Source organism: Exiguobacterium sp. s43, from assembly GCF_018617255.1.
Taxonomy (GTDB): domain Bacteria; phylum Bacillota; class Bacilli; order Exiguobacteriales; family Exiguobacteriaceae; genus Exiguobacterium; species Exiguobacterium profundum.
This window is the reverse complement of record NZ_JACSJT010000001.1, coordinates 990,865-1,013,344: the sequence shown is the minus strand read 5'-3', so window position 1 is coordinate 1,013,344 and position 22,480 is coordinate 990,865. Positions and strand designations below refer to the sequence as shown.

The window sequence follows — 22,480 nt, the reverse complement described above, 5'->3', positions numbered from 1 at the left end:
CGGGTCGATACAATCATCGACTCGCCCTTTCTTTATTTTACAGATGACGCCTCACGACGCTCATATTTCAAGACCGGTTTACGGGCAGCGAGTGTCTCGTCCATCCGTTTAACGACCGTCGTATGAGGAGCAGTCTGAACGATTTCCGGATTCTCTTCCGCCTCTCTGGCAATTTGGAGCATCGCATCACAGAACGCATCGAGCGTTTCTTTTGATTCTGTCTCTGTCGGTTCCACCATGATACATTCCTCGACATTTAATGGGAAATAGATTGTCGGTGGGTGGTAACCGAAGTCAAGAAGGCGTTTAGCGATATCGAGTGTACGAACACCAAGGGCTTTTTGACGCTTCCCTGACAAGACAAATTCGTGTTTGCAATACGTATCATATGGCACGTCGAACGCATCTTTTAGTCGCGCAAACATATAGTTGGCGTTGAGGACCGCTTCACGGGATACCCGCGTCAATCCTTCTGCGCCCATTGTCTTAATATAGCTGTACGCTCGAACGTTGATCCCGAAGTTTCCATAGAATGGTTTGATTCGCCCGATTGAATGTGGTCGGTCGTAATCGAGACCATATCCATCATCTGTTTTCGTCACAATTGGAGTCGGTAAGAATGGAATCAAGTCACGCTTCACCCCGACTGGACCTGAGCCTGGACCTCCGCCGCCGTGAGGCCCTGTGAACGTCTTATGCAAGTTCAAGTGGACGACGTCAAAGCCCATGTCCCCAGGACGTGCGATTCCAAGAATCGCGTTTGAGTTCGCGCCATCATAATACAGCTTCCCGCCAGCTTCATGAACGACTTTTGAGATTTCAAGGATATCCGCTTCAAATAATCCAAGCGTATTCGGGTTTGTCAGCATGAGAGCAGCCGTATCCGCTCCAACTTTTGACTTCAAATCATCCAAATCGACGAGACCGCGCTCATCCGACTTGACGGTCACCGTCTCGAATCCAGCAACGACTGCGGACGCCGGGTTTGTCCCGTGCGCCGAATCTGGTACGAGTACTTTCGTACGAGCCGTATCCCCATTACGCTCATGGAACGCTTTAATCAACATAAGCCCCGTCCATTCCCCATGGGCACCTGCCGCTGGTTGGAGTGTGACTTCGTCCATCCCCGTGATTTCAGCGAGTTGCTCCTGTAAGTCCACCATGAGTTCGAGCGCACCTTGAATCGTCTCAACCGGTTGCAACGGGTGAATATGTGCAAATCCAGGAAGACGAGCCATATCTTCGTTCACTTTCGGATTATATTTCATCGTACACGAACCGAGCGGATAGAAGCCTGAATCGACCCCATGGTTTCGAGTAGACAGAGACGTGTAATGGCGAACGACATCAAGTTCAGACACTTCTGGAAGTTCCGCCGCCTCTTTCCGAATCATCGTAGCCGGTAACAACGTCTCAAGGTCAACCTCCGGGACAGTCGGTGTCGGCAAATTATATCCAGTTCGTCCTTCACGTGATACTTCAAAAATTAGCGTTTGCTCGTGTTGCATTATTTCATCCCCCCAACCACTTCGACAAACTGATCAATCTCTGCTTTCGTGCGCAATTCCGTCGCGCAAACCAACATTTGTGTCTGACGCTCCCCTTCATACGTACCAAGCGGTAGCCCACCGATCATGCCGCGCTCGAGTAGATGGCGCGATACTTCTTCTGCATCACGTCCAAAATCCACGACGAACTCATTGAACATTGGTCCTTCGTCCACGATGTTGAATCCTGCAGCTTTTAACGCTTCTTTCATATAATGAGCGGTTTGAATATTCCGAACAGCCATATCACGAATTCCGTATTTCCCTAGAGCGGACATCGTGATTGAAGCAGCCAATGCATTAAGTGCTTGGTTTGAACAGATATTGGATGTCGCTTTATCACGGCGAATGTGCTGTTCCCGCGCCTGAAGCGTCAACACGAATCCGCGTTTGCCGTCCTCATCGACCGTTTGACCGACTAGTCGGCCCGGTAGTTTACGCATCAAAGATTTTTTGACCGCGAAGTATCCACATGACGGTCCACCAAAACTTTGCGGAATACCGAATGGCTGTGCATCTCCGACCGTGATGTCCGCACCGAGTGCTCCTGGTGACTCAAGAATCCCGAGGGCGAGCGGGTTGCTCGAAACGACGAATAGCGCGCCGGCTTCATGAGCCAATTCTGCTAATTTTTCTAAGTCCTCAATACGACCGTAGAAGTTTGGATATTGTACGACAAGACACGACGCATCCGTCAAATCGAGGTCAGATACATCCGTCACCCCGTTCTCCACATCTGTGTAATCAACGGATAGACCTGGTCCGTCAGCATACGTACGGATTACATCCTTCGCTTCAGGATGCACTGCACCGGAGACGACGACACGTTTTTTCTTCGTCTGCGCGCTCGCTAGGTAAGTCGCCTCAGCGAGAGCAGTGATTCCGTCGTACATCGAAGAGTTCGCGACGTCCATCCCTGTCAATTCACAAATCATTGTTTGGAATTCGAACATCGCCTGAAGTTCACCTTGTGAAATCTCAGGTTGATATGGCGTATACGCCGTATAGAATTCAGAACGCAAAAGCATGTGGTTCATCACACTCGGCGAAAGATGGTCATACATCCCTGCTCCAAGGAAGCTCGGGTATGATTTCGTATGTTTGTTTTTATCAGCTAACTTCGTCATATGACGAACGAGATCAACTTCCGGAAGCGGAGCCCCGATTGCCGCTAATGATGCTTGTTCGCGAAGTGTTTCTGGAATATCTGAAAGAAGCGCTTCGATTGAATCGACGCCGATTGTCTTTAACATGTCTCGTTCATCTTGTTCGGTCATCGGTAAATAACGAAATTCCATTCTGTTCATTCTGAATCCCCCTGTATCATTTCGTTCGTTTATAGAAAGGTGTCGGTACGCGTTCGGCTTCAATCTTTTTGCCACGGATGTCGATGACAAAACGCTCTTCATCTTTGTAACGTGCATCGACTCGTGCCCATGCGATTGATTCATTTACAGTCGGAGGTATCGTACCGGTCGTGACAACGCCGATTACATTCCCATCCAATTCGACTTGCGCCCCTTGACGGGCAATCCCACGACCTAACAATCTCAATCCAATCAATCGATTCGGAATGTTTTCTTTTTGAGTGACGAGTGCTTCCTTACCAACAAAGTCAGTATCTAGCTTGACGGCAAAGTTGAGATTCGCTTCGAATGGTGTGATCGACTCATCCAATTCATGACCGTAAAGCGGCAAGCACGCTTCGAAACGTAATGTATCGCGTGCGCCCAGCCCACATGGGGTAACACCCTCGGCTTCAAGCGCTTCCCAGATGGCAGAAATTGCTTCTGCTCGAGCATAAATCTCGAAGCCATCTTCCCCAGTATACCCACTTCTAGAGATGATCGATGGCACACCCGCCACGTCACCGTTCATGAATTTGAAGAACCCGATTTCGTCGAGTGCAACATTTGTGATGCTTTGAAGAACAGATTGTGCATTCGGTCCTTGAATCGCAATCTGACCATACTCATCAGATTCATTTGTCACAACCACGTCTCCCTTAACGTGTCGACGAATGTGCGCTTCATCCTTTTCAATATTTGAAGCATTGACGACGAGCCAATAAGCGTCCTCATCTAATCGATAGACAAGCAAATCGTCCACCACACCGCCGTCTTTGAGACAGAGAAGATTATACTGGGCTTGACCAACTTTAATCTTCGAGATATCATTCGTCACCAAGTTTTGAACTTGCTCAAGCGCGTCCGGCCCTTCGATTCGAATTTCTCCCATGTGAGATACATCAAACATCCCCACGTTTTGACGTACAGCCAAATGCTCTTCTTTAATCGAAGAGAACATAATCGGCATTTCAAATCCCGCAAAATCAACCATCTTCGCCTTCGGTTCGATTAATTCGAACAAAGGCGTACGTTTCAAAGTAAGCTTTTCCATAATATCCCCCAATCCCGAACATAAAATGCTTTTGTTTTTGAAATCTTTCGTTTTCCATTCCACTTTAACAATTTTTATTCCTTCTGCATAGGTAAAAAGGCGAAAAAGAAAAAGGATGAAAAACGAAAACGTTTTCATCCTCATTATTTCATATTTTCGACTCGGTGGAAACGTCAGAACGTTCAATTCCAGCTGTCCGTTTGATTTCATGGGTTAGCTCAACGGCAGCTTGCTTTAATTCAATCGATTCATTCTTCGCATTGATCCCAAACTCTTTTATTTGAGTAACAGATCGATTGACCGCATCTACGTGTCCCTTGATTTCATTGACCTGTTGACCAATCACGTCTGCCCGAATTTTAAAACGTTCCGTCAGACGATTCAAACGACCAAATTCTGGTTTCATCTTGTTTTTGAACAAGAGATAACCGTATATCCCAAGTCCGATTAATGAAAATACGATGATGGCGAAATTAATCCAGATCATACTTTTTCCCCCTTTATACGGATGATTTGCTTGGCGATGTCTTCAGGCGGTTGAGATGCATCGATGGATACACTCGCTGTTCGATATAATCGATCGCGTCGTTGAAACAACGTCTGAACATCCTCCCGTCCTTTTTTAACAAGTGGTCGTGCAGAATCTTTGATTCGTTCCCAACACATGTCGAACGGAAGATTTAAATGGATCATCGTACCACGTTCTCGCATCCAACGTATATTTTCAGAGCGCTCCACCACTCCGCCACCTGTCAGGATATAGTCAGCAGTGACTTGTTGCAGTACTGTTGATTCAACATCACGAAACGCAGACTCACCATAGCGGTCAAAATATGTAGCGATCTCCATTCCAGTCATGGACTCAATGACTAAATCAAGATCGATGACCTCCCCATATTCTTTTAGAAACGAGAATAAGGTAGATTTACCTGTACCCATAAACCCCACGATATAAAACGGGTTATCATTCATAAACCATCACCTCTTTATGCCGTTCGCCGGATGTTAACACAATGTCCACTTCAGTACGATTAGGTGCAATCGGACGACACGTCAGAGTTCCCGTCGGTTTATGCAACGTTAACGGTCGTTCAGCGCAACGCTCCTTCGCCAGTAACAAATGCGATTCAAAACGAATCGCTAAGATTTCCTCTGACAGTCGCCTCGTCGTTCGTTCCACATCAGTATACCAAAATAACGCGGCGCCGAGTAACCAAACAACAATGGTCAAGGTGATGACGAGAAAGAAGCCTGCTTCATGCACATGACATGCCGCTCTCTTCTGAACGATGAATCTTTCCATGAGATTCGAAATCCCTTTCCGACCGTTTCGACATGATACTGGTCGATTCCTCTTAAAAAGAGTAAGTTTCCTCCTCCATCTCCGACCATAACCAAATTGCCATTTACTTGTTTGATCGTCCATGACCATCGCTCCTCATCCGATTTGACGAAATCACCCCGTAACCGTCCTTCGTCAACACGACAGTTCTCGCTATCCATCAGACGGCGCACAATCAGTTGAGGTGTCGTATGATGATTCCATTTAGGCTGTTCATAAAGATGTTGACCGAGCGTGAGCAGTTCCACTAAAAGAAAAAGAAACATGGGAAGGATCAGCAAAACGAACGTCATTTCAATCATCGTAAAGCCTTTTTCATAATGTCGGCAGACAAAATCCTTTCTCACACACTTGCTCACGCCCTGTCGGTTCAGTGGCTTCAAGCAGAACCTCTCCTTGTAATCGTTCATAGATGAACAGCGTATCACTCAACCGTTGGATTCGTTCGTTCCCCTGCATGACAAATGATGTCAGAATGAAAATCCACCCCATGACCACCGCAAGACTGACACTTAGCTCCCATAATGAGAAACCCGATTCATCCACTTTCACGAATAATCACCTCCGGTTCATAAGTCCCGATTCGAAATTTGAGCGTCACCGATGTCTTTCCACTGACGAATTTCCACTGTCCCGCATAAGAAGCTGTCGCTTGTGAAAAGGTCAAAGTGTTGTACGTCGGAAGATATACATCCACACCATCAGGAACATCAACCTCCCTGACTACCTCTCGCCCACACACAATCAGATAAGTTTGTTGTTTCGAAATCCAAATCAATCGTGGTACACAATCTCCCTCTTCTGAAATATAGGGAAATTGCCCAGCTTCTTGAATATTTGCTACCAATGAGTCCGTAAAATTGTAGAGCTCCATTCGTTCGAACGGTCTCGTACTCGGTGCACTGATCAATAGTAAGAACGACAGCACGACAAGTACCCAAGTCATTTCGACCAAGGTGTAGCCTTTCATTGTTTTTTTAAGGAGCCGTCAGTCGGTGAATACGTATAGGCCGAGGATTGACAGCTATAAACGAGTGGATCTGCAGCCGACGCACGCTTAATCACTTCTAACGTTTCAGGATAGGCTTTATGTTCCGCGTAATGCAAATTGATTTCAGATTCAACGATTCGAACACTACCTTCGCAACTCACTTGATCAGCACGAGATTTCCCGTCCGACAAAGAAGGGACAAGTAACAAGAGAAGAACTGATATAATGAGTAATACTGCCGCCATCTCAACTAATGTGAACCCACGCTCTTCCTTCATTTCATCTTTCTCCTTTCACAATTGAGCCATAATGAGTTTGACCGGTAAATAGAGTGTGTAAAAAAGAACACCAATCATGACACTGAGGATGCCGTATAAAGACGGTTCAATTTTCTCAATCAACCCCCGACAATATTGCTCCATCTCTTCGAATACTAGATCTCGATGAAGAGACATCAATTTACCAAGTTCCCCACTCATCGAACCCACACCTAATAGACTCACAACCTCATAATCGATAAACGGTTCACACCTTGTCGCCGCTTCAATTCCTTCACCTTCAGACATGCGATGGTGAATACGCTTGGCCATCTCTGCCATTTCCCCCTCTTCCTCGGCTAGCCGACTGATAATCTGCCTGATATTTGTTTCAGTATGTTGGAGCAAGGACAATTCACTGACAAATACATAGGTCATATAGAGTGTTTTCCCACGTCTCCATACGTAAAAAGGGAGCTCTCCTCCTCGACGATGAAATCCATATATGAGAACCGCGATTACCACGAATATAGAAAACAACATAGGAAAGAACCAATTCGACAATAGAATCGACGCTATGCCGTCATGCGACGAGACATCAAGCATCCCCATTAATTTTGGGAAAATGTATAAGGCATAAATCATGCCTAATCCAAGTAGGATGAAAAAGATAATCAACGGATAGCGAATTAGCCTCCGCAACTCCTGCTTTAATCGTTGTCGCATCTCGAGTACCATTGCCACTTGCGACAATCCATCCATGAATCGTCCGTTGCGATCCGCCGTATGTAAAATCTCTTGCATTTGCCGATTCGTGATCAAGATGGAAAATACTTCAGACAAACTCACGCCCGCTTCTAGACGTACCCTCATCTCTCGAATACAGTCTTTCATTTTTCCCTTCTCATGAAGTTCAAGCGTCTCCATGGTCACCTTCAATGACACACCTCGTGATTGTAGACGAAGAAAACGATGAATCATTCGAATCGATGGGATTATCGGAACGTTGACCATTCGCAAGTCACCTCCTGATTTCGAGTCAGTACACACCAATGTCTTTCCACGGTCGCCATACCAAGAAGTTGTGTCAGCCGCTTTTCTCCATCTTGAATCGATGCGGTATGAAAGGTTGTTATCGTCAAATGACCACTGAGCGCGGCATCGTATGCGACCATCAATTCTTCATCTGTCCGCACCTCACCAATCACGATAATATCCGGGTCGGCACGAAGCGTCTCTTTCAACAAGTGTCGATGGCTAAGTCCAGCTTTAGCATTCACTTCCAACTGAATGACACCATCGACCATTTGTTCAGGAGGGTTTTCAATCGTCACAATCCGCTCATGCTTCAGCTGATTTAAAAGGGCATACAGTACCGTCGTCTTGCCTGCTCCGGTAGAACCCCCTATAAAGAAAAGACCATGATGTGATGCCACCACTTTCTGAAATCGTTCTACATCGTGTGATCGTAACAGATGCTGGAGTTCAAACGTGTCATGGGGAATGCGCCAAGACATTGACGTCTGGGCGAACGACGGGAGAAAGGTCACCCGGATGACATCCTGATTCAATTCATAGACACCTGATTGTGGAATACGTTGATTAGATTCAGGTAGTGAACACCAATATCGCATATGAAGTGTAAGTCGATCATACAGCTCGACATCCATCGATTGAAGTGCAGCAAGCTTACTAGCAGAGCGAACTTGAACCTTTACTTGGTTTGCATCGGGTATAAAATGAAGATCACTCGCACCGATTTGACGTGCTCCATCTAGTAAATCTTCAATGAGTTCCTTCATCTCGTTCACCTCGAGACAAGCATAAAAAAAAGCCCACTATGTTGAAAGTGGACTTGTTTTATGAAACTTGAACCGCTGCAGTGTTGTGGCGACGAGCATATGTTTCGATTGAAACCTTGTCATATCCGACAATCACTTCTTTTCCATCAGTTAAGATCGGACGCTTCAAAAGCTTTGGATTTTCGCTCATCAACTTAAGAAGCTCACTTAATTTCAAATCCTCCACGTCAACATCGAGTTGCTTGAAGGCCTGGCTTCGCGTCGCAAGGAGAGAGTCGACTCCTTCCTCACTAATAGCAAGGAGCTGCAACAATTCGTCAACTGTTGGTGCATCTCTGAAAATGTGACGCTCACTCACTTGAAGTTCTTGTTCTTGTAAAAACGCTTTCGTCTTCCGACAAGAAGTACAGCTTGGATACGTGTAAAACATTAGTTCTGATGCCATTTTTATGTTCCTCCCTCATTCAACTTTCACTTCGCTCATTTTGTATAAGTTGATTATACATCTCTATACCCCGTTTGTACATGTTTTGTGCAACTTTTTTATAAATTTTGTACAACTTTATTTACCGAAATGATTTCACATATTTTTCACGATTATTTTGCTCAATTATCACGTTTCCATAGCATTTTTTCGAATGTGTTGGTAAAATAGTGAATGAGAATGGAATAATGCACGTATGGGGGGATTAACATGGCAAGAATGTTTCGTGTCCTAGGCTTTTGGACTGGACTAGTAGCGGCACTTGCTTTCGTAGGCGCACTAGGCGGCGACCAAAGTAGTAGTGAACATACTGGCGACTTTATCGTTATGGGACTTGTCTTCTTAGCACAAACGATTTTCTTCGTCGCTCTTGGTTACTTAAAACTAACTGAAAAAACGTATGTATATGTCTTCGGCGCGTATTTGACAATTTTCTTCGTTGTCTTTACGTATTGGAGCAACTTCCAAATGTAAAAAAAGATTGTCTCGCCGGAGACAATCTTTTTTTATGTGAAGAACGGATTTGTCCGCTTTTCTTCTTCTAGCGTCGTCATAGGACCGTGCCCCGAGTATAACGTCGTCTCATCGGAAAGGAGCTGCTTCATCCGATCGATGGACCCCATTAATGTCGACTGGTCTCCACCGAACAGGTCTGTCCGTCCGACGGATTGCTTAAAGATCAAGTCACCACAAAAGGCGATTCTTTCATCATCCATATACAATACGACACTCCCTGGGGAATGACCCGGCGTATGATAGATTCGAAATACGATGTTCCCAATTTCTAATACATCACCTTCGTAGATTTTTTCTGCCGGTTTCATCGATGGTATCGGCAAGTTGAACGTAGAAGCGCCATTCTTTTCTCCATCTGTCAGCCAATCCGCTTCTAAGCGGTGTACATAGACTGGCACCTGGTAACGTTCACGCAGCGCATCGATTCCTCCGATATGATCGAAATGTGCATGAGTCAACAAGATTGCTGAAAGTGTACCGAAACGTTCGATTGTATCGAAGAACCTCGGGTCATCCGTTCCGGGGTCAATGACGACGACAGTGCCGTCTTTTTCAATCACATAGCCGTTCTCTTGTGCCAAGCCAGACGTAATCTTTTTGATTTGCATAGGATTCATCCCCTTCTTATTCAAAACAATATTGTGGCAAAATTGTTTCGATGTCAACCTTTGCTCGACAGCGACTCTATAATCGGATAAAATAATAATGATATTTCAGTGAAATTTTTATGAATTTCATGACGTATAATTAAAGGGGGAACTCGTCATGCATTTGTATGAACCGTTCGGATGGATTTCCGTCATCGTCGCAATTGTGGCTATTTGGGGAATGCTTCGTTCATTCCAAAAACGCCAATTCTTTCCGCTCGTTTTTGCAGGTTTAACTGTACTCGTATTCGGATTCTTTGGTGTCGCCACGTTGATCTACGGTGGAATTCCAGGTTAATGATTCGCATATGCAATCATCAAGCGACTTCGGTCGCTTTTTTTATGCCTTTTTTTACGTTCATTCCCTCTGTTACATTAAAACGGACCAAATCACTATGTGACTTGGTCCGTACTCATTATTCTTCAGTTTGTTCTTTGAAACGGAGTAAGTCGGAGTAAATCAAATCATCGTTCATTTGCAAGATTTTTTCCGCTTCTTCCGTCATCGGACCACATAACGACGTATCTTCGACTACTTCACCAGAAGTCGCGTTATAACATGTCGACTGTGTCCAAACATATTCATCCGTCACGACCGTTCCGTCGCGGAAAATTGCGCGGCTGTTTCGATTTTCAGAGAATAAGTCGTTTCCGAATCCAATCGTATCTGACGTGTCGATTCCGAGTAAGTGCAGGATGGTCGGCTTCATGTCTACATGACTACCGATCGTTTCATGAACTTCCCCTTCTTTCTGGTCAGGCAAGTGAATGGCAAACGGAACTTGTTGCAATTTCGCCACGTCGAATGGTGTCAACTCATCTTTCCCAAGTAGCTCTGCCATCGCACTGTTGTGGTTCGTCGAAATACCATAATGGTCACCGTAGACGACAAAGATTGTATCTTCCCACATTCCATTCTCTTTCAACTGGTCGATGAAGAGACCGAGTGCGTAATCCTGATAAGCTAGTGCTTGCGGGAAGTTGTTCAACGTAGTTGAGCTCGTCTCAAATTTTGGTACAAGCTCATAGTCTTCACTTGGCATCGTGTACGGGAAGTGGTTCGTCAATGTGATGAACTTCGCGTAGTATGGTTCAGGCAATTCTTGAAGCATTGGAATGGATTGCTCGAAGAAGCTATCATCTAAGAGACCCCATTCTGTCATATCTTCAGGATTCCCGAGGTCATAACTCTTTTCATCAAAGAATTGATCGACCCCAATATTTTTGTACATTTGATCGCGGTTCCAGAACGATTTGTTATTCGCATGGAACACGGCTGAGTAATAATTTTCGTCCTTGACCAACTCAGGGAGCGCTTGATATTCGTTATCGGCGTTCGTAAAGTATACAGCACCACGCGGGAGTCCATATAGTGAGTTATCGAGTGCGAACTCAGCATCAGAAGTCTTCCCTTGACCGACCGTATGGTAGTAGTTCGGCCAGTAGTGAGACTCTTCAATCAGCTTGTTCAAGTTCGGCGTGATGTACTCTCCATTCGGCGCCTTCATATTGTGAGTGAAATTCTGCGCCGATTCGAATGAAACCACGATGACATTTTTCCCTTTATATTTTCCGAATAAATCCGGATTCGGTGCCGTATAGTTTTGACGGGTGAACTGCTCAATCGTTGCGAGCTCTGATTCATCCGCCATCGCTTTTTGAGCCGATGTTTTTGTCTGAAGCATCGCATCATACACATGGAAGTTAAATGTTCCGATGTTTTTCACTAACAGTTCACGGTCAAATGAACGAGTCAATAATTCAGGTCGTTCCGTTTCTGCCAACGAAAGGTTGAACAAGAAGACAGAGACCGCTACAACGAACGTGACGAGCGCACGTCGATGTGAAGCCGTATTCTCTTTCAAGTTCATTCGCCATAAGATAAACGGAAGGATAAACACATCACCAAGGATGATTAAATCTTTCCATTCAAGAAGCGAAGTGAATGATGTCGATAACGTCTCCATGTTCGATGGTTGCATGATGACAGGCATTGTCAAATAGTCCGTGAATTCCCGATAATACACGGCGTCCGCAAACAAGATAAACGATGCAATCGCATAGAGCGTGTAGAGCACCCATTTTTGTTTGTTTCCTTTAAAGAAGAAATGGAAGGCAAACAAGAATAGTGTCGAACTGATCGGGCTAATCAGTAAGATAAAAGCTTGTGCGGTGTTTTCAATCGGAATGTTGAAGAAAAATTGATAGACGATATACGTCTTCGTCCAAAGCAATAACGTAAAAATCCAAAATAGACGATATTCTTGAAACGAAGCGCGGACCGTGTCGTTCAGTCTCGTCGATAGCTTCGAAAAGCGTTGAGATGAATTCATCTGACGGTCTCCTCCTCTTTTCAGTTTTCGGCATGTTTTAGTTGCCATTCTTTTTTATATTTGTTCATTCATTGTACAATTCGGATTGAATAGTACACGTCCAGTATCAAGTCCAAATCTTACCCCTTTTTTAATAAAAAATCAACTGTGACGTTACAAATTTTACAATATCCCATACCCTTTCCCACAAAAAAACACGCCTGCAATGTGCAGACGCGTCCGTTTCATACCCGTGTCGGAAGGAAGTGTTTCCGTGCCAGCCACGCACATCCAATCACACCGGCATCGTTTTCAAGTTCAGCGATTTTGAATGTTGTCGACTCGTAAACGCGCTCGAGCGCAAACCGTTTGAACTGTGCATCAAGCGGATCCAATAACGCGTCGCCAGCTTTTGAGACACCTCCACCGATGACAATCATTTTCGGGTTGAGCGTGTTCGCGATGTTCGAGATGGTCAAGCCGAGGTATTCAGTCATCTCTTCAATGACTTCTGTGGCGATTGAGTCACCGGCTTTATATGCTTCAAACACGTCACGTGCTGTCACTTCTTTCAACTCGTTTAATGAAGTATCTTGATTCTTACGCTTCTGTAATGCCAGACGTGAGATGCCGGTCGCCGAAGCAATCGTCTCGATACACCCGAGGCGCCCACAACCACACTTCACAGCTTTCGACTCGTCTCGTTCCACGGTAATATGCCCGATTTCTCCAGCCATTCCTGCCGTCCCATGAACGATATTCCCGTTCGTGATCACGCCACCACCGACACCTGTACCGAGCGTGATCGCCAATAATTCTGAAGCCCCTTCGCCCGCGCCCTTCCACATCTCACCAAGGGCCGCGGCGTTCGCATCATTTTCGAGCACGGCCGGAAGACCGACTGCTTTTTCGAACTCACTCACGAGAGCAAAATCTTTCCACCCGATGTTCGGAGAATATTCGACAACTCCTTCTGAGAAGTTGACGAAGCCTGGTGCCCCGATTCCCGCACCCGCAAAGTCTTCTTTCTTCTTACCTGATGTTTGTAAGTATGTTTCAAAAGAAGCTGCGATGTCTTTTGGAATATGTACACCATTCTCTCGAATATCCGTTTTGACTTCCCACTTATCCGAAATGATGCCGTTCATGTCTAAAACAGCCATCTTCACCGTCGTACCACCGATGTCGATACCTAATAACCATTTCATACCGTTCACTCCTCATCTCAACTAAATCGCTTTCATTGAATAGTGTACACTATTATCCCCTTAGTGCAACCCTTTGCACTAAGGGGATTTCTGTCAATCTGTTGAATTTTTTAATTCGTGGGTCAAAATGATTTTGGCCGTATCATACACACGTTGTTCGATGATGCCCCCTTCATACAATTCGTCGAGTTCCATCATCATGAGTGAGATTTCAGCATCCCGTTCTCCGATATAAATAATGGTACCGAACGATTTTAAAAACTGTTGGACATCATAAAAGTTTTTCATGCTTCTTCCTCCATCGTCGATTGTACATAACGATTTAACAATTCTCGTGTTGCTTCCATTGATGACACATGCGTTCGCTCATAACTATGGCTCGATTCGATTCCTGGCCCAACCAAAGCATGTCGCACATCATACCCTGCTCGAATCGCTGCCGAAGCATCTGAACCATAATACGGGTAAATATCTACCTTATATGCGATCTCATGAGTTTTACACAACGACGTGAACTTCCGTCGTAATCCGATATCATACGGTCCGGACGAATCCTTGGCACAAATCGAGACTGTATACTCATCCGAATGCTGTCCATCCCCAAGCGCGCCCATATCAACGGCAATGTATTCTACGACGTCTTCCGGGATACCCGCGTTTCCTCCAAATCCGACCTCTTCATAATTCGAAATCAAGAAATGAACGGTATGCGGTAAGTCATAACGGACCAAGTCTTTCGCAAGGTCCAATAGAATGGCGACAGAAGCCTTATCATCCAAGTGACGTGATTTCACGTATCCTGAAGATGTCACTCGAAAGCGAGGATCGAATGAAACGAAGTCTCCGATTTCAATCCCTAATTCTGTCACGTCTTCACGAGAATGTACTTTTGCATCCAATCGGACTTCGATGTTTGATGCAGATCGCTCCGCTGAGTTCGTGTCTTTATAGACGTGAACACTCGACTGATGAATCAAGATTGTGCCTTCAATCGCCTCTCCTTCTTCTCGGTGGACGAGGCAGTTCTCTCCTTCAATCGCCGTCCATGCATATCCTCCTACTTGAGTCAAACGGAGACGCCCGCTCGGTAAGATGTCTTTGACCATCGCACCAAGAGTGTCCACGTGTGCCGTCAACAGACGTGCCTTGCCAGAGCGACCTGAAAACGTTGCCAGTAGTGCCCCTTTATGTAGACGTGACGTCTTGACACCCAGTGCATTCAATTCTTGCTCAGCGAAACGGATGGCCTCTTCCGTCATACCGGAAGGACTCGGGATGTTAACGAGTGTTTTTAATGTTTCAATCATTGAATTCTCCCCTTACCAAAATCCGTACCCGACGAATAGTCCAAACAGCGAGATGGTGAGTACGGAAAATAAGATTCGTTGTACGCGGTTCTTCTCATCCGGCAGCCCGACGACTCCAGAAACGACAAAACCACCAATCAGACCACCCGCATGTGCGAAATGATCAAGACCTGCACCTAATACAAAGGCAAGTCCTACATTTAATCCTAACATAATAAAGAGCGGAGGTCCGAGCGTCTTCATGAAGAGAGAACGATCACGTAACCCAAAATATAAGAGCGCACCGACCAAACCAAATAGCGCTCCTGAAGCGCCTGCTGATATCGATTCGCTGAATGCAAACGATGCGGATGTCGCTAATATTCCACTGAGCAGATAGATGATTAAAAATCGTATGGAGCCATACATCCGTTCAACGAGCGGACCGAGCGACCAGAGTGCAAACATATTAATCGCAAAGTGGAACCAACCAATATGCAGGAACATCGGTGTAATCAAACGCCACCATTCCCCTTGTTCAATCAACGGGTTCACTTTGGCCCCGAATGCGATTAACGTGTTTGGATCAAGAGTCGAACCGACCGATTCCGCTAACCACATGACTAAAAAAGTGATGAACAGTAGCCCATATACCACTTGTGGTTTCCCAAAGGAAAATCGTTTCTTCAGCTCTGCTTTCTTTTTTCGGTCGAGGGAGACCGCTAGCATTCGGAACCGGTCCTCTTCCATAGTCGGTGTGCAAATCGAACGAGACAATGTCACTTTCGCAGGGATTTGGAACGTCAACGAGTCCACACGCTCTTCATCCACAAGGCGCTCGCCATAGACATGAATGGTCAATCGCTTCCGCCCGATACGAGATAAGCGAAATGCGTTCAAAATCGCGTCTATATCCGTCCCAACATGATTCGCCCATGCTTTTTCAGTCTGAATGAACAAATCATACCGATCACCTGCTTTTGTATCGAACAAGATGACCGCACGGGAGGGTTCGAGTATGCCTTCAATTCGCCCACCGTTTTTGACCTTTCGATATATATCTTCCCAAAAACAAGTTGTCGCCAACGAAACCCCTCCTCTTTCTCAATTCTATTGTAAATCACGAGACGACAGACGACCAAACGATGATTCGTTCTATATGTACAAAAACCCGTAACCATATGGCTACGGGTTTCAAAAGGATGGAGATTACAAGACAGGTTCCATCGTTTTCATGAGTACGTTCGCAGAATGTTGCATTTTCTCATGCTCTTCTTGTGACAACTCAATCTCAACGACTTCACGAACGCCTTGACGGTTGATAATCGCTGGTACACCGATATGGATATCGTGCAATCCATACTCACCATCAAGATGGGCACCGACTGTCAACAACGTATTCTCGTTACGAAGGACAGCCTTGACCAACCGAAGGAGACCGAGTCCAATCGCATAGTACGTCGCACCTTTACGTTCAATGATATGATATGCTGCGTCACGAACGTTGACATAAATGTCTTCAAGGTCTTCCCAACTATACTCATCATGCTCTTCAAGTAGTTGCTCGACCGATTTTCCATATATACGAGCGTTGCTCCAGGCAGCAAACTCAGTATCACCATGCTCACCCATAATGTAGGCGTGACAGTTACGCGGGTCGACGTTGAAATAGTCTCCGAGCATGTAACGCAAGCGAGACGTATCAAGCACTGTTCCTGAACCAAAGACACGATGTTTCGGAAGACCAGAATATTTCCAAGCGAGATGTGTCATGATGTCGACCGGGTTTGAAGCAATAATGATAATTCCGTCAAAACCAGAGTCCATGATGTCTGAAATCATAGATTTCATAATCTTCGCATTTTTTTCAACGAGATCAAGACGTGTTTCACCTGGACGCTGTGGTGCGCCAGCAGTGATGACTACGATGTCAGCGACGCCACAATCCGAATAGTCCCCTGCCCAGACGCGCATTGGTGATGAAGCGAATGAAACCCCATGGTTCAAGTCCATCGCTTCTCCTTCTGCCTTGGCTTTATTAATATCGATGATGACAAGTTCTTCACATAGACTAGCTGTCGTCAACTGGTAAGCAAAACTCGCACCTACTGCCCCTGCCCCTACAAGTGCGACTCGTGTTACTTTAGCATGATTTAATGTTTCCATAATGATTCTCCACCCTTCAAACAATCTGTTTCATGTTTTTATTATCTCTGTTACAAATAGATTGTAACATCATTCACAAACTCTAACTACAGCGGAAACCGTTTTCACTTTGGCGATATTGTGACAATATTCACATTCATTTGGAACACCTTCATTTTCTGTACTACCCTCATCCAAACACAAAAAAACAAATCATAGTTGCCCCACAAACCGAAAGGAAATTTACCGCATCATTTCCGAGAAAACGCCATCCCGACACGTATGTCGTCGGCACGTCGTGATGTATTTTTTGCTCGGTCAACTTTCCACAAACAGCACAACGAAACGTTCGTTGGACGGTCGCACCAAGTAGCGTATCAATCATACTACCAGTTAATCCAATCACCCATAATAAAAGAAGAAGCGTGATGCTTAAGTCAATGAAAACAAGAGAGGATATGACAATCAACATTGCACCAAACATCGACATGACGGTACCGAATGTCGAGACGGCCCCACTCGTTCCCGGTTCGACTCGCTTAAAGGTAAACATGAACCGAGGTTTCCGCTTCGAGAGGACACCAAATTCAGATCCCCACGTATCGCTCGTCGCTGCCGCGATGGACACGACATACATATAGAGGTAGACCGGATCATTTGTAAACTGATAACCGAGTGCACATAAAATCCCGACCCCACCGTTAGCCAACACTTGCATGGCATCACGAGCCCCCGTCTTCTCGACAATCTCATCTACTCCTTCTTTATCGCGAGAGCGATATTTCGAAGCGAGAGAAGAAGTCGAAAAAAACACCCCAAGCAAGTATAGACCGAACCATCCGAAGGAGAATCCAATCACCGTACCGGTCACTATCGTCAACAGTGCCCCAGAACGAGTCAACGAGCGTAACCGATAACCGAGATAGGCGACGAAACAAGTTACAGCGAATATGGCGAACACTGAATCATCTCCTTCTCTGTCACGATCCATTGAACGGGTAGGTCGTGCGGCTCAGTTGGTACATGATCGACAATCTGAACGGTATATGCCAAAGCAAGCGTTCTACCGTTATAGGTTTTTAAAAAGCGATCATAATAGCCCCCACCCCAACCGATGCGATAACCGGTTCGATCGAAAACACGCCCCGGAACAAGACAAAGGTCGATCACTTGCGTAGTCGCTGGAGTGGTCGGCTCTAAAATATTCATGACTCCCTCTTCCAAATCATCAAATGAATGAATGATGTGAAACGTAAGTCCCCGCTCCGTTACTTTCGGGACGCAGACCGTTTTTCCTTCTTTAAAGGCCATATGAATAATCGGGGACGTATCAATTTCTAGAGGGAGTGACAACGTTAGCGCGATTGTTTGACTTTCAATCCATAAGTCCGAGGCAAATAATGATTGGTGAATGACTTCGTCCGCATGATGTCGATCCGCCATTTGTTTGATGTATTGATGAATCGTGCGCCGGAGCGCTGTTTTCTCTTCCACAACGTATTCCTCCTTACAAAAAAAGCCGCCACATATGTGACGGCCGGTCCCTCATTACTTCACTTCGCGGTAAAGCGTGTGACGACGGAGACGTGGGTTGTATTTGCGCAACTCGAGGCGCTCAGGGTTGTTACGTTTGTTTTTCTTCGTGATGTACGTGCGATCGCCTGTTTCTGTGCAAGCTAATGTAATTTTAACGCGCATTTCTTTCACTCCCATCTTAATGATGTTGTATCAAGTGCTTTTGCTTTACAGTCTAAGCATACTCAATTATCCTACCAAGTTTCTTGTGAAAAAGCAAGGTTATTTCACGTTCTTTTTCATTGATTCCTGTCCATACGGAGAAGTCTCAAGAGGTAGGCATGTGTTGACGTTCTCACTCACGTTATACCATTGTTTCAGGTCGTGAATCGAGATCTCTTCACCGACATAAACGCGTTCTGATGCAGAAAACACGCTGTTTTCGATTCGATGGATTGCATCGAACAAACCACCGTGACCATGCGGATTGCGAGTCGCTTCAAAGGACAACATAGTTGAGTATAACGGAATCGCAAGGGATTGCGCAAGTTCTCTTGCAGCAGGAATTGTCATCCAATCGAAGTGATGGATCACTTTGAAGGAAACACGTTTCGAAAGTTCATGTACTAGTTTTACATAGGCGATATTTTGTGTAGCCACCTGGTTCATAACATGCTCTAAAAATGGGCTAGTTGGGCGAACACGATACACATGTATGTTTCCTTGACGTTCATACTCAGGCAACTCGTCATGATATGGCGTTAATACATAGACGACTTCGCCATCGTCCGCTCTCGCCTCGATTTCATCGACGACCCGTCTTCCGAGTCCCCCTACGATATGACCGTGATATTCAGGCGTGAGTACTAAAATAGCTGATTTTTCATCTTCGCGCTCGATTGTCACATAGTAATCGTGAGGAGATAAGAACGAATCAATATCGATGTCTTCGTCTTGAAGGAATGGATATGCAGCATAATGATCATGTAGCAACTGCTCCGATACTCCATCCTGATAGAGTGCCGTTTCAAGTTCTGCAAAGAGTCGTGTGTGTTCACGGAACCGTTCGGCGGCATATTGCGCCGTCGTTTGCCCATCCAAGATGAACGCCCAGTCACTCGACACAGCCAATACGTAATGACGGATTAATTGTTTCAAGGCGCGATTCGTCGCTTCCGATTGATTACGATAGTCCGCCACATCTTTTACGAGTTGCATCTCCATCATGTGCAAATGACGAAGCATCCACTCATTTCTTTCGTTAATCCAAACTTCACCATAACCTTTACGTCCCCATGTATTCATCGACACGTGGACCGTCTGTAAATCTTTAAAGTGACGTTCAAGGAAGAGCGCTGGCGTGATGGTTTCAATTCCAAATTCAGCAAGTCTCTCTGCTACTTTCCCAAGAAACTCTGGCCCCTCAAACCACCAGTGACCGAACAGCTCCGCATCGAACGGAGCCGTGACTAAAAATGGTGGGAATGTCTGAGCACCGTGCGCTTCAAGATGTGATTCTAACGTTTTGGCAAAATCGGTCGCATGGTTTTCAATTTGATGTTCCGCCCATTCGCGCACGTAGAAATCCTTTTGATCCGTATCACCCGTAATCCGGTGCATTTTTAAACCCGTATCAAAACGAATTCCTTCCGGATGCATGAAGGACTGGATATAGTCCCAGTCCCGATCGTATGCCAAATCGCGGTAAAACTCACGATAATCCGGATGGCCTGGATATCCGATCATCGAACTCCAAATTTTACCTGAGATGATTTGATCCCGAGGGAACAACGCGACGCCATGTGGTGAATAAACAGGGGCTCCAATTCCTTTCTCTGGCGTCGGATCTGCGTCGAGAAGAGCATGTTCATCGACAAATGTGTAGCGAATTCCTTCTTCATAAAGAATCCGATCAACTCCTGGTGTATAAGCACACTCTGGTAACCAGATGCCTGTTGGACGGAACCCATAATGACGTTCGAAACAGTTCAAACCTGTGCGAATCTCAGTGCGCGCCGCCTGTTCCGTGAAGAGATGTGGATTAAAGCCATGGGTTGCCGTACATGTCACCATGTCAATATAACCTGCCTCACGATATGTACGGAACGCCTCATTCAAATTTTTATTCCAATGAAGGAACGTATTTTTTAAATCGTGGTATCGTTGACGATAAAAATGTAACGTCGCTGTTTCTTCGTCTGTTCGGTCCTCAGACAATTCGAGGGCAATCAATTCGAGCATATCGTCTAAGTGCTCCACATAGCGATCCTGAATGAGAGAATCGGCAAGCATTTCAACGACAGGTGGGGAAATACTAACCGTCCAATGCAAGGGACGCTTCAAGCGATCGACTTGCCATAGAATCGGAAGATATGTCTCAGAGATGGCCTCGTAAACCCATCTTTCTTCTAAACGGTGTTTCTCTTCATGCCTAACGTACGGTAAATGAGCATGAAGGACGAGTGAAAAGTACCCAGGTTTCATAATAAAAAGTCCTCCTTAACGCACGAGTCGGTATGCTGCATATTTTGGTAACGTATCAAGTAGTTCTGGAGAATCAACTTCCCCGTATTGCCAACGTCGGACCGGTTCTGCGAATCGTCCGACTCCTACTGGTTCTGCCCGCGGCGTATCAAGCGGATTTGATGCAACGATTGGGAGAAACTCCCCTTCCATCGTTCGAATCCCAAATTCAAACACATATGTCGTATTCGGGTCGAGAGGGCGAACGAACCAGCTGTTCGTCATTTCAGGAAGATCGAATGTATAGGAGCGGTTTGCGTGACCGCTATTGTAATCAAGTAACGTAACATCAAGGATGCGAAACGCCTTCGGCAATTCTTCCCAGCGTCGCATAAATTGAAGCGCTAACGTTTCTTTCACGAGATCAGATACTTCCCAGCATACATACACTGAGTTTGGAGACTGTACGACCGCATGCATAAAGTCCACGTTGTACCGATCGGGTAGCTTCCAGTATCCTTCCGGACCCTTTTCAAGAAGTGGAGAAGTCGACACGTTGGCCGTCTCTTTCGCTGATGCCACTTGTTTGCGTGAGGTCGTCACCGACGTCTTCGCTTTCTTCGTTTCACGCTTTTGTTTCACAGGGGCAACCGCCTCCACTTCCTGTTGCTGATTTCTCCATTTCCGCCATGCGTATTGGACTTTGCCAATCGGGACGTCTAATTCTGCCGCAATCTGTTTTAACGTAAGACCTTGTTGTTTCAAGGACACGATTTTCTCTTCCATCTCTATATGGCTCCCTTCATGTAAAAATCCATGTAGACTATTATTCGCTCCTTGAGTTTGTATTCCTGCCCAAAAAAATAAAGAACAACAGCACTGTTGTTCTTTACCACTAATCTTATTGATTCAAATCATAATGTTTCCCTTTTTCGAGAAAAATTAAATGTTCTCCGAAATTCGTCACATGATCGCCCATCCGTTCGAGGTATCGAGCGATGTTCGAGAATTCGTATACATCGTTCGTCCCCACTGTCATGGCCGGAAGAGAACCGATATATTGTTTAATCACCGTTAGGTTGATGTCATCAATCACGCGGTCCATCTCATTGAGTTCACGTACACGGCTCACTTCACCTTTGCGATAGGCACGTGTCGCTAGTTCAAGCATGTCAATCAACTGCTCGGCCATCTTCTTGAGCGGTTGGATGTCGAGAACATAGGGAACGTGCTCGATTCGTGTCACCGCTTTTGCGATATTTGTCGCATAGTCCGCAATACGCTCTAGGTCTGTCGCTGATTTCATCGTCACAATCAGACGTCGCAAGTCAGTCGCGACTGGCTGCTGTTTTGCGATCAACAGGATTGCTTCATCGTTGATTGTCAACTCCAACTCATCTAACTCGTTGTCGTTCTCAATCACGGTTTTAGCCAATTCAAGATCGTGTTTTTCTAACACTTCGATTGCCGTCGCCGTTTGACGCATCGTCAAGTTTGCCAAACGAACAACCTGATCTTCTAATTCAGTTAACTTCGTATCAAAAAATGTGCGGTTTTGTGCCATC

Annotated in this window: 28 protein-coding genes; 2 read left to right on the top strand and 26 right to left on the bottom strand. The window is 45.6% G+C overall.

The features are described 5' to 3' along the window. Positions 1-32: 32 nt before the first annotated feature. From gcvPB to KNO79_RS05115, 13 genes are all read right to left on the bottom strand, one after another. Positions 33-1,508: an aminomethyl-transferring glycine dehydrogenase subunit GcvPB gene (gene gcvPB, locus KNO79_RS05175; protein WP_196430853.1), complete on the bottom strand. Its 1,476-nt coding sequence runs from the start codon at positions 1,506-1,508 to the stop codon at positions 33-35. Then, positions 1,508-2,845, bottom strand: a complete 1,338-nt coding sequence (gcvPA, locus tag KNO79_RS05170; protein WP_214691266.1) for an aminomethyl-transferring glycine dehydrogenase subunit GcvPA — start codon at positions 2,843-2,845, stop codon at positions 1,508-1,510. Before gcvPA ends, gcvPB begins: the two co-directional genes overlap by 1 nt. 25 nt (positions 2,846-2,870) lie before the next feature. Continuing rightward, on the bottom strand, positions 2,871-3,947 hold the full coding sequence (gcvT, locus tag KNO79_RS05165; protein WP_214690764.1) for a glycine cleavage system aminomethyltransferase GcvT: 1,077 nt from the start codon (positions 3,945-3,947) through the stop codon (positions 2,871-2,873). 148 nt (positions 3,948-4,095) lie between these two features. Continuing rightward, on the bottom strand, positions 4,096-4,434 hold the full coding sequence (locus KNO79_RS05160) for a hypothetical protein (RefSeq protein WP_074036691.1): 339 nt from the start codon (positions 4,432-4,434) through the stop codon (positions 4,096-4,098). Further along, the gene (locus tag KNO79_RS05155; protein WP_214690763.1) at positions 4,431-4,919 is read right to left on the bottom strand and encodes a shikimate kinase; all 489 of its coding nucleotides are present in this window, start codon (positions 4,917-4,919) and stop codon (positions 4,431-4,433) included. Before KNO79_RS05155 ends, KNO79_RS05160 begins: the two co-directional genes overlap by 4 nt. Next, a complete protein-coding gene (locus KNO79_RS05150) occupies positions 4,912-5,211 on the bottom strand; it encodes a hypothetical protein (RefSeq protein WP_143180238.1) in 300 nt (99 codons plus the stop codon). Before KNO79_RS05150 ends, KNO79_RS05155 begins: the two co-directional genes overlap by 8 nt. Continuing rightward, positions 5,175-5,591 (bottom strand): hypothetical protein, encoded by a 417-nt coding sequence (locus tag KNO79_RS05145; protein WP_074036689.1) that lies wholly within the window; start codon positions 5,589-5,591, stop codon positions 5,175-5,177. Before KNO79_RS05145 ends, KNO79_RS05150 begins: the two co-directional genes overlap by 37 nt. 13 nt (positions 5,592-5,604) lie before the next feature. Further along, positions 5,605-5,841, bottom strand: coding sequence for a hypothetical protein (locus KNO79_RS05140; RefSeq protein ID WP_074036688.1), 237 nt, complete (start codon positions 5,839-5,841; stop codon positions 5,605-5,607). Further along, positions 5,828-6,235, bottom strand: coding sequence for a prepilin-type cleavage/methylation domain-containing protein (locus tag KNO79_RS05135; RefSeq protein WP_236548985.1), 408 nt, complete (start codon positions 6,233-6,235; stop codon positions 5,828-5,830). The genes KNO79_RS05140 and KNO79_RS05135 overlap by 14 nt, the downstream gene beginning before the upstream one ends. 20 nt (positions 6,236-6,255) lie before the next feature. Further along, positions 6,256-6,558: a prepilin-type N-terminal cleavage/methylation domain-containing protein gene (locus KNO79_RS05130; RefSeq protein WP_074036684.1), complete on the bottom strand. Its 303-nt coding sequence runs from the start codon at positions 6,556-6,558 to the stop codon at positions 6,256-6,258. A 15-nt stretch (positions 6,559-6,573) separates the two neighbouring features. Then, positions 6,574-7,551 carry a type II secretion system F family protein gene (locus KNO79_RS05125; protein ID WP_214690762.1) on the bottom strand — a complete coding sequence of 326 codons (978 nt, stop codon included), beginning with the start codon at positions 7,549-7,551 and terminating at the stop codon, positions 6,574-6,576. Further along, positions 7,533-8,339, bottom strand: coding sequence for an ATPase, T2SS/T4P/T4SS family (locus tag KNO79_RS05120; protein WP_074036680.1), 807 nt, complete (start codon positions 8,337-8,339; stop codon positions 7,533-7,535). Before KNO79_RS05120 ends, KNO79_RS05125 begins: the two co-directional genes overlap by 19 nt. 58 nt (positions 8,340-8,397) lie before the next feature. Continuing rightward, a complete protein-coding gene (locus tag KNO79_RS05115; RefSeq protein WP_012726596.1) occupies positions 8,398-8,784 on the bottom strand; it encodes a Spx/MgsR family RNA polymerase-binding regulatory protein in 387 nt (128 codons plus the stop codon). A gap of 249 nt (positions 8,785-9,033) precedes the next feature. Between KNO79_RS05115 and KNO79_RS05110 the strand changes: the two genes are divergently transcribed. Next, positions 9,034-9,297 carry a DUF2626 domain-containing protein gene (locus tag KNO79_RS05110; RefSeq protein ID WP_012726597.1) on the top strand — a complete coding sequence of 88 codons (264 nt, stop codon included), beginning with the start codon at positions 9,034-9,036 and terminating at the stop codon, positions 9,295-9,297. A gap of 32 nt (positions 9,298-9,329) precedes the next feature. Here the strand turns inward: KNO79_RS05110 and KNO79_RS05105 are convergent, their stop codons facing one another. Then, positions 9,330-9,947: an MBL fold metallo-hydrolase gene (locus KNO79_RS05105; protein WP_214690761.1), complete on the bottom strand. Its 618-nt coding sequence runs from the start codon at positions 9,945-9,947 to the stop codon at positions 9,330-9,332. A 157-nt stretch (positions 9,948-10,104) separates the two neighbouring features. Between KNO79_RS05105 and KNO79_RS05100 the strand changes: the two genes are divergently transcribed. Continuing rightward, entirely contained in the window at positions 10,105-10,284 is a 180-nt protein-coding gene (locus KNO79_RS05100) for a DUF2759 domain-containing protein (RefSeq protein ID WP_012726599.1), read from the top strand. A 118-nt stretch (positions 10,285-10,402) separates the two neighbouring features. Here the strand turns inward: KNO79_RS05100 and KNO79_RS05095 are convergent, their stop codons facing one another. The 12 genes from KNO79_RS05095 to phoU all read right to left on the bottom strand — a co-directional run bounded on the left by KNO79_RS05095 (position 10,403) and on the right by phoU (position 22,479). Beyond that, positions 10,403-12,319 (bottom strand): LTA synthase family protein, encoded by a 1,917-nt coding sequence (locus tag KNO79_RS05095; RefSeq protein WP_214690760.1) that lies wholly within the window; start codon positions 12,317-12,319, stop codon positions 10,403-10,405. A gap of 224 nt (positions 12,320-12,543) precedes the next feature. Beyond that, a complete protein-coding gene (locus KNO79_RS05090; RefSeq protein ID WP_159562473.1) occupies positions 12,544-13,506 on the bottom strand; it encodes an ROK family glucokinase in 963 nt (320 codons plus the stop codon). Between the two features lie 93 nt (positions 13,507-13,599). After that, entirely contained in the window at positions 13,600-13,794 is a 195-nt protein-coding gene (locus tag KNO79_RS05085) for a YqgQ family protein (RefSeq protein ID WP_012726602.1), read from the bottom strand. Then, entirely contained in the window at positions 13,791-14,813 is a 1,023-nt protein-coding gene (locus KNO79_RS05080; protein ID WP_074036670.1) for a M42 family metallopeptidase, read from the bottom strand. The genes KNO79_RS05085 and KNO79_RS05080 overlap by 4 nt, the downstream gene beginning before the upstream one ends. Before the next feature lie 12 nt (positions 14,814-14,825). After that, positions 14,826-15,878, bottom strand: a complete 1,053-nt coding sequence (locus KNO79_RS05075; protein WP_214690759.1) for a rhomboid family intramembrane serine protease — start codon at positions 15,876-15,878, stop codon at positions 14,826-14,828. A gap of 123 nt (positions 15,879-16,001) precedes the next feature. After that, positions 16,002-16,958, bottom strand: coding sequence for an L-lactate dehydrogenase (locus KNO79_RS05070; protein ID WP_012726605.1), 957 nt, complete (start codon positions 16,956-16,958; stop codon positions 16,002-16,004). A 169-nt stretch (positions 16,959-17,127) separates the two neighbouring features. Next, positions 17,128-17,898 (bottom strand): DUF92 domain-containing protein, encoded by a 771-nt coding sequence (locus KNO79_RS05065; RefSeq protein ID WP_214690758.1) that lies wholly within the window; start codon positions 17,896-17,898, stop codon positions 17,128-17,130. Then, on the bottom strand, positions 17,877-18,431 hold the full coding sequence (locus KNO79_RS05060) for a 5-formyltetrahydrofolate cyclo-ligase (RefSeq protein WP_214690757.1): 555 nt from the start codon (positions 18,429-18,431) through the stop codon (positions 17,877-17,879). Before KNO79_RS05060 ends, KNO79_RS05065 begins: the two co-directional genes overlap by 22 nt. A 54-nt stretch (positions 18,432-18,485) precedes the next feature. After that, the gene (rpmG, locus tag KNO79_RS05055) at positions 18,486-18,650 is read right to left on the bottom strand and encodes a 50S ribosomal protein L33 (RefSeq protein ID WP_255313299.1); all 165 of its coding nucleotides are present in this window, start codon (positions 18,648-18,650) and stop codon (positions 18,486-18,488) included. Positions 18,651-18,734: 84 nt separating this feature from the next. Continuing rightward, positions 18,735-20,936, bottom strand: a complete 2,202-nt coding sequence (locus KNO79_RS05050) for a 1,4-alpha-glucan branching protein domain-containing protein (RefSeq protein ID WP_214690756.1) — start codon at positions 20,934-20,936, stop codon at positions 18,735-18,737. 15 nt (positions 20,937-20,951) lie between these two features. Further along, complete coding sequence (locus KNO79_RS05045; RefSeq protein ID WP_074036660.1) at positions 20,952-21,701, bottom strand: DUF4912 domain-containing protein; 750 nt, start codon at positions 21,699-21,701, stop codon at positions 20,952-20,954. Positions 21,702-21,816: 115 nt separating this feature from the next. Continuing rightward, the gene (gene phoU, locus KNO79_RS05040) at positions 21,817-22,479 is read right to left on the bottom strand and encodes a phosphate signaling complex protein PhoU (protein ID WP_214690755.1); all 663 of its coding nucleotides are present in this window, start codon (positions 22,477-22,479) and stop codon (positions 21,817-21,819) included. Between the last annotated feature and the right edge of the window lies 1 nt (position 22,480).

Excerpts from the sequence above, each read along its gene's own strand:
- gcvPB (WP_196430853.1), bottom strand. The coding sequence starts at position 1,508 with ATGCAACACGAGCAAACGCTAATTTTTGAAGTATCACGTGAAGGACGA.
- gcvPA (WP_214691266.1), bottom strand. The coding sequence starts at position 2,845 with ATGGAATTTCGTTATTTACCGATGACCGAACAAGATGAACGAGACATG.
- gcvT (WP_214690764.1), bottom strand. The coding sequence starts at position 3,947 with ATGGAAAAGCTTACTTTGAAACGTACGCCTTTGTTCGAATTAATCGAA.
- KNO79_RS05160 (WP_074036691.1), bottom strand. The coding sequence starts at position 4,434 with ATGATCTGGATTAATTTCGCCATCATCGTATTTTCATTAATCGGACTT.
- KNO79_RS05155 (WP_214690763.1), bottom strand. The coding sequence starts at position 4,919 with ATGAATGATAACCCGTTTTATATCGTGGGGTTTATGGGTACAGGTAAA.
- KNO79_RS05145 (WP_074036689.1), bottom strand. The coding sequence starts at position 5,591 with ATGATTGAAATGACGTTCGTTTTGCTGATCCTTCCCATGTTTCTTTTT.
- KNO79_RS05135 (WP_236548985.1), bottom strand. The coding sequence starts at position 6,235 with ATGACTTGGGTACTTGTCGTGCTGTCGTTCTTACTATTGATCAGTGCA.
- KNO79_RS05130 (WP_074036684.1), bottom strand. The coding sequence starts at position 6,558 with ATGAAGGAAGAGCGTGGGTTCACATTAGTTGAGATGGCGGCAGTATTA.
- KNO79_RS05125 (WP_214690762.1), bottom strand. The coding sequence starts at position 7,551 with ATGGTCAACGTTCCGATAATCCCATCGATTCGAATGATTCATCGTTTT.
- KNO79_RS05120 (WP_074036680.1), bottom strand. The coding sequence starts at position 8,339 with ATGAAGGAACTCATTGAAGATTTACTAGATGGAGCACGTCAAATCGGT.
- KNO79_RS05115 (WP_012726596.1), bottom strand. The coding sequence starts at position 8,784 with ATGGCATCAGAACTAATGTTTTACACGTATCCAAGCTGTACTTCTTGT.
- KNO79_RS05110 (WP_012726597.1), top strand. The coding sequence starts at position 9,034 with ATGGCAAGAATGTTTCGTGTCCTAGGCTTTTGGACTGGACTAGTAGCG.
- KNO79_RS05105 (WP_214690761.1), bottom strand. The coding sequence starts at position 9,947 with ATGCAAATCAAAAAGATTACGTCTGGCTTGGCACAAGAGAACGGCTAT.
- KNO79_RS05100 (WP_012726599.1), top strand. The coding sequence starts at position 10,105 with ATGCATTTGTATGAACCGTTCGGATGGATTTCCGTCATCGTCGCAATT.
- KNO79_RS05095 (WP_214690760.1), bottom strand. The coding sequence starts at position 12,319 with ATGAATTCATCTCAACGCTTTTCGAAGCTATCGACGAGACTGAACGAC.
- KNO79_RS05090 (WP_159562473.1), bottom strand. The coding sequence starts at position 13,506 with ATGAAATGGTTATTAGGTATCGACATCGGTGGTACGACGGTGAAGATG.
- KNO79_RS05085 (WP_012726602.1), bottom strand. The coding sequence starts at position 13,794 with ATGAAAAACTTTTATGATGTCCAACAGTTTTTAAAATCGTTCGGTACC.
- KNO79_RS05080 (WP_074036670.1), bottom strand. The coding sequence starts at position 14,813 with ATGATTGAAACATTAAAAACACTCGTTAACATCCCGAGTCCTTCCGGT.
- KNO79_RS05070 (WP_012726605.1), bottom strand. The coding sequence starts at position 16,958 with ATGGAAACATTAAATCATGCTAAAGTAACACGAGTCGCACTTGTAGGG.
- rpmG (WP_255313299.1), bottom strand. The coding sequence starts at position 18,650 with ATGGGAGTGAAAGAAATGCGCGTTAAAATTACATTAGCTTGCACAGAA.
- KNO79_RS05050 (WP_214690756.1), bottom strand. The coding sequence starts at position 20,936 with ATGAAACCTGGGTACTTTTCACTCGTCCTTCATGCTCATTTACCGTAC.
- KNO79_RS05045 (WP_074036660.1), bottom strand. The coding sequence starts at position 21,701 with ATGGAAGAGAAAATCGTGTCCTTGAAACAACAAGGTCTTACGTTAAAA.
- phoU (WP_214690755.1), bottom strand. The coding sequence starts at position 22,479 with ATGGCACAAAACCGCACATTTTTTGATACGAAGTTAACTGAATTAGAA.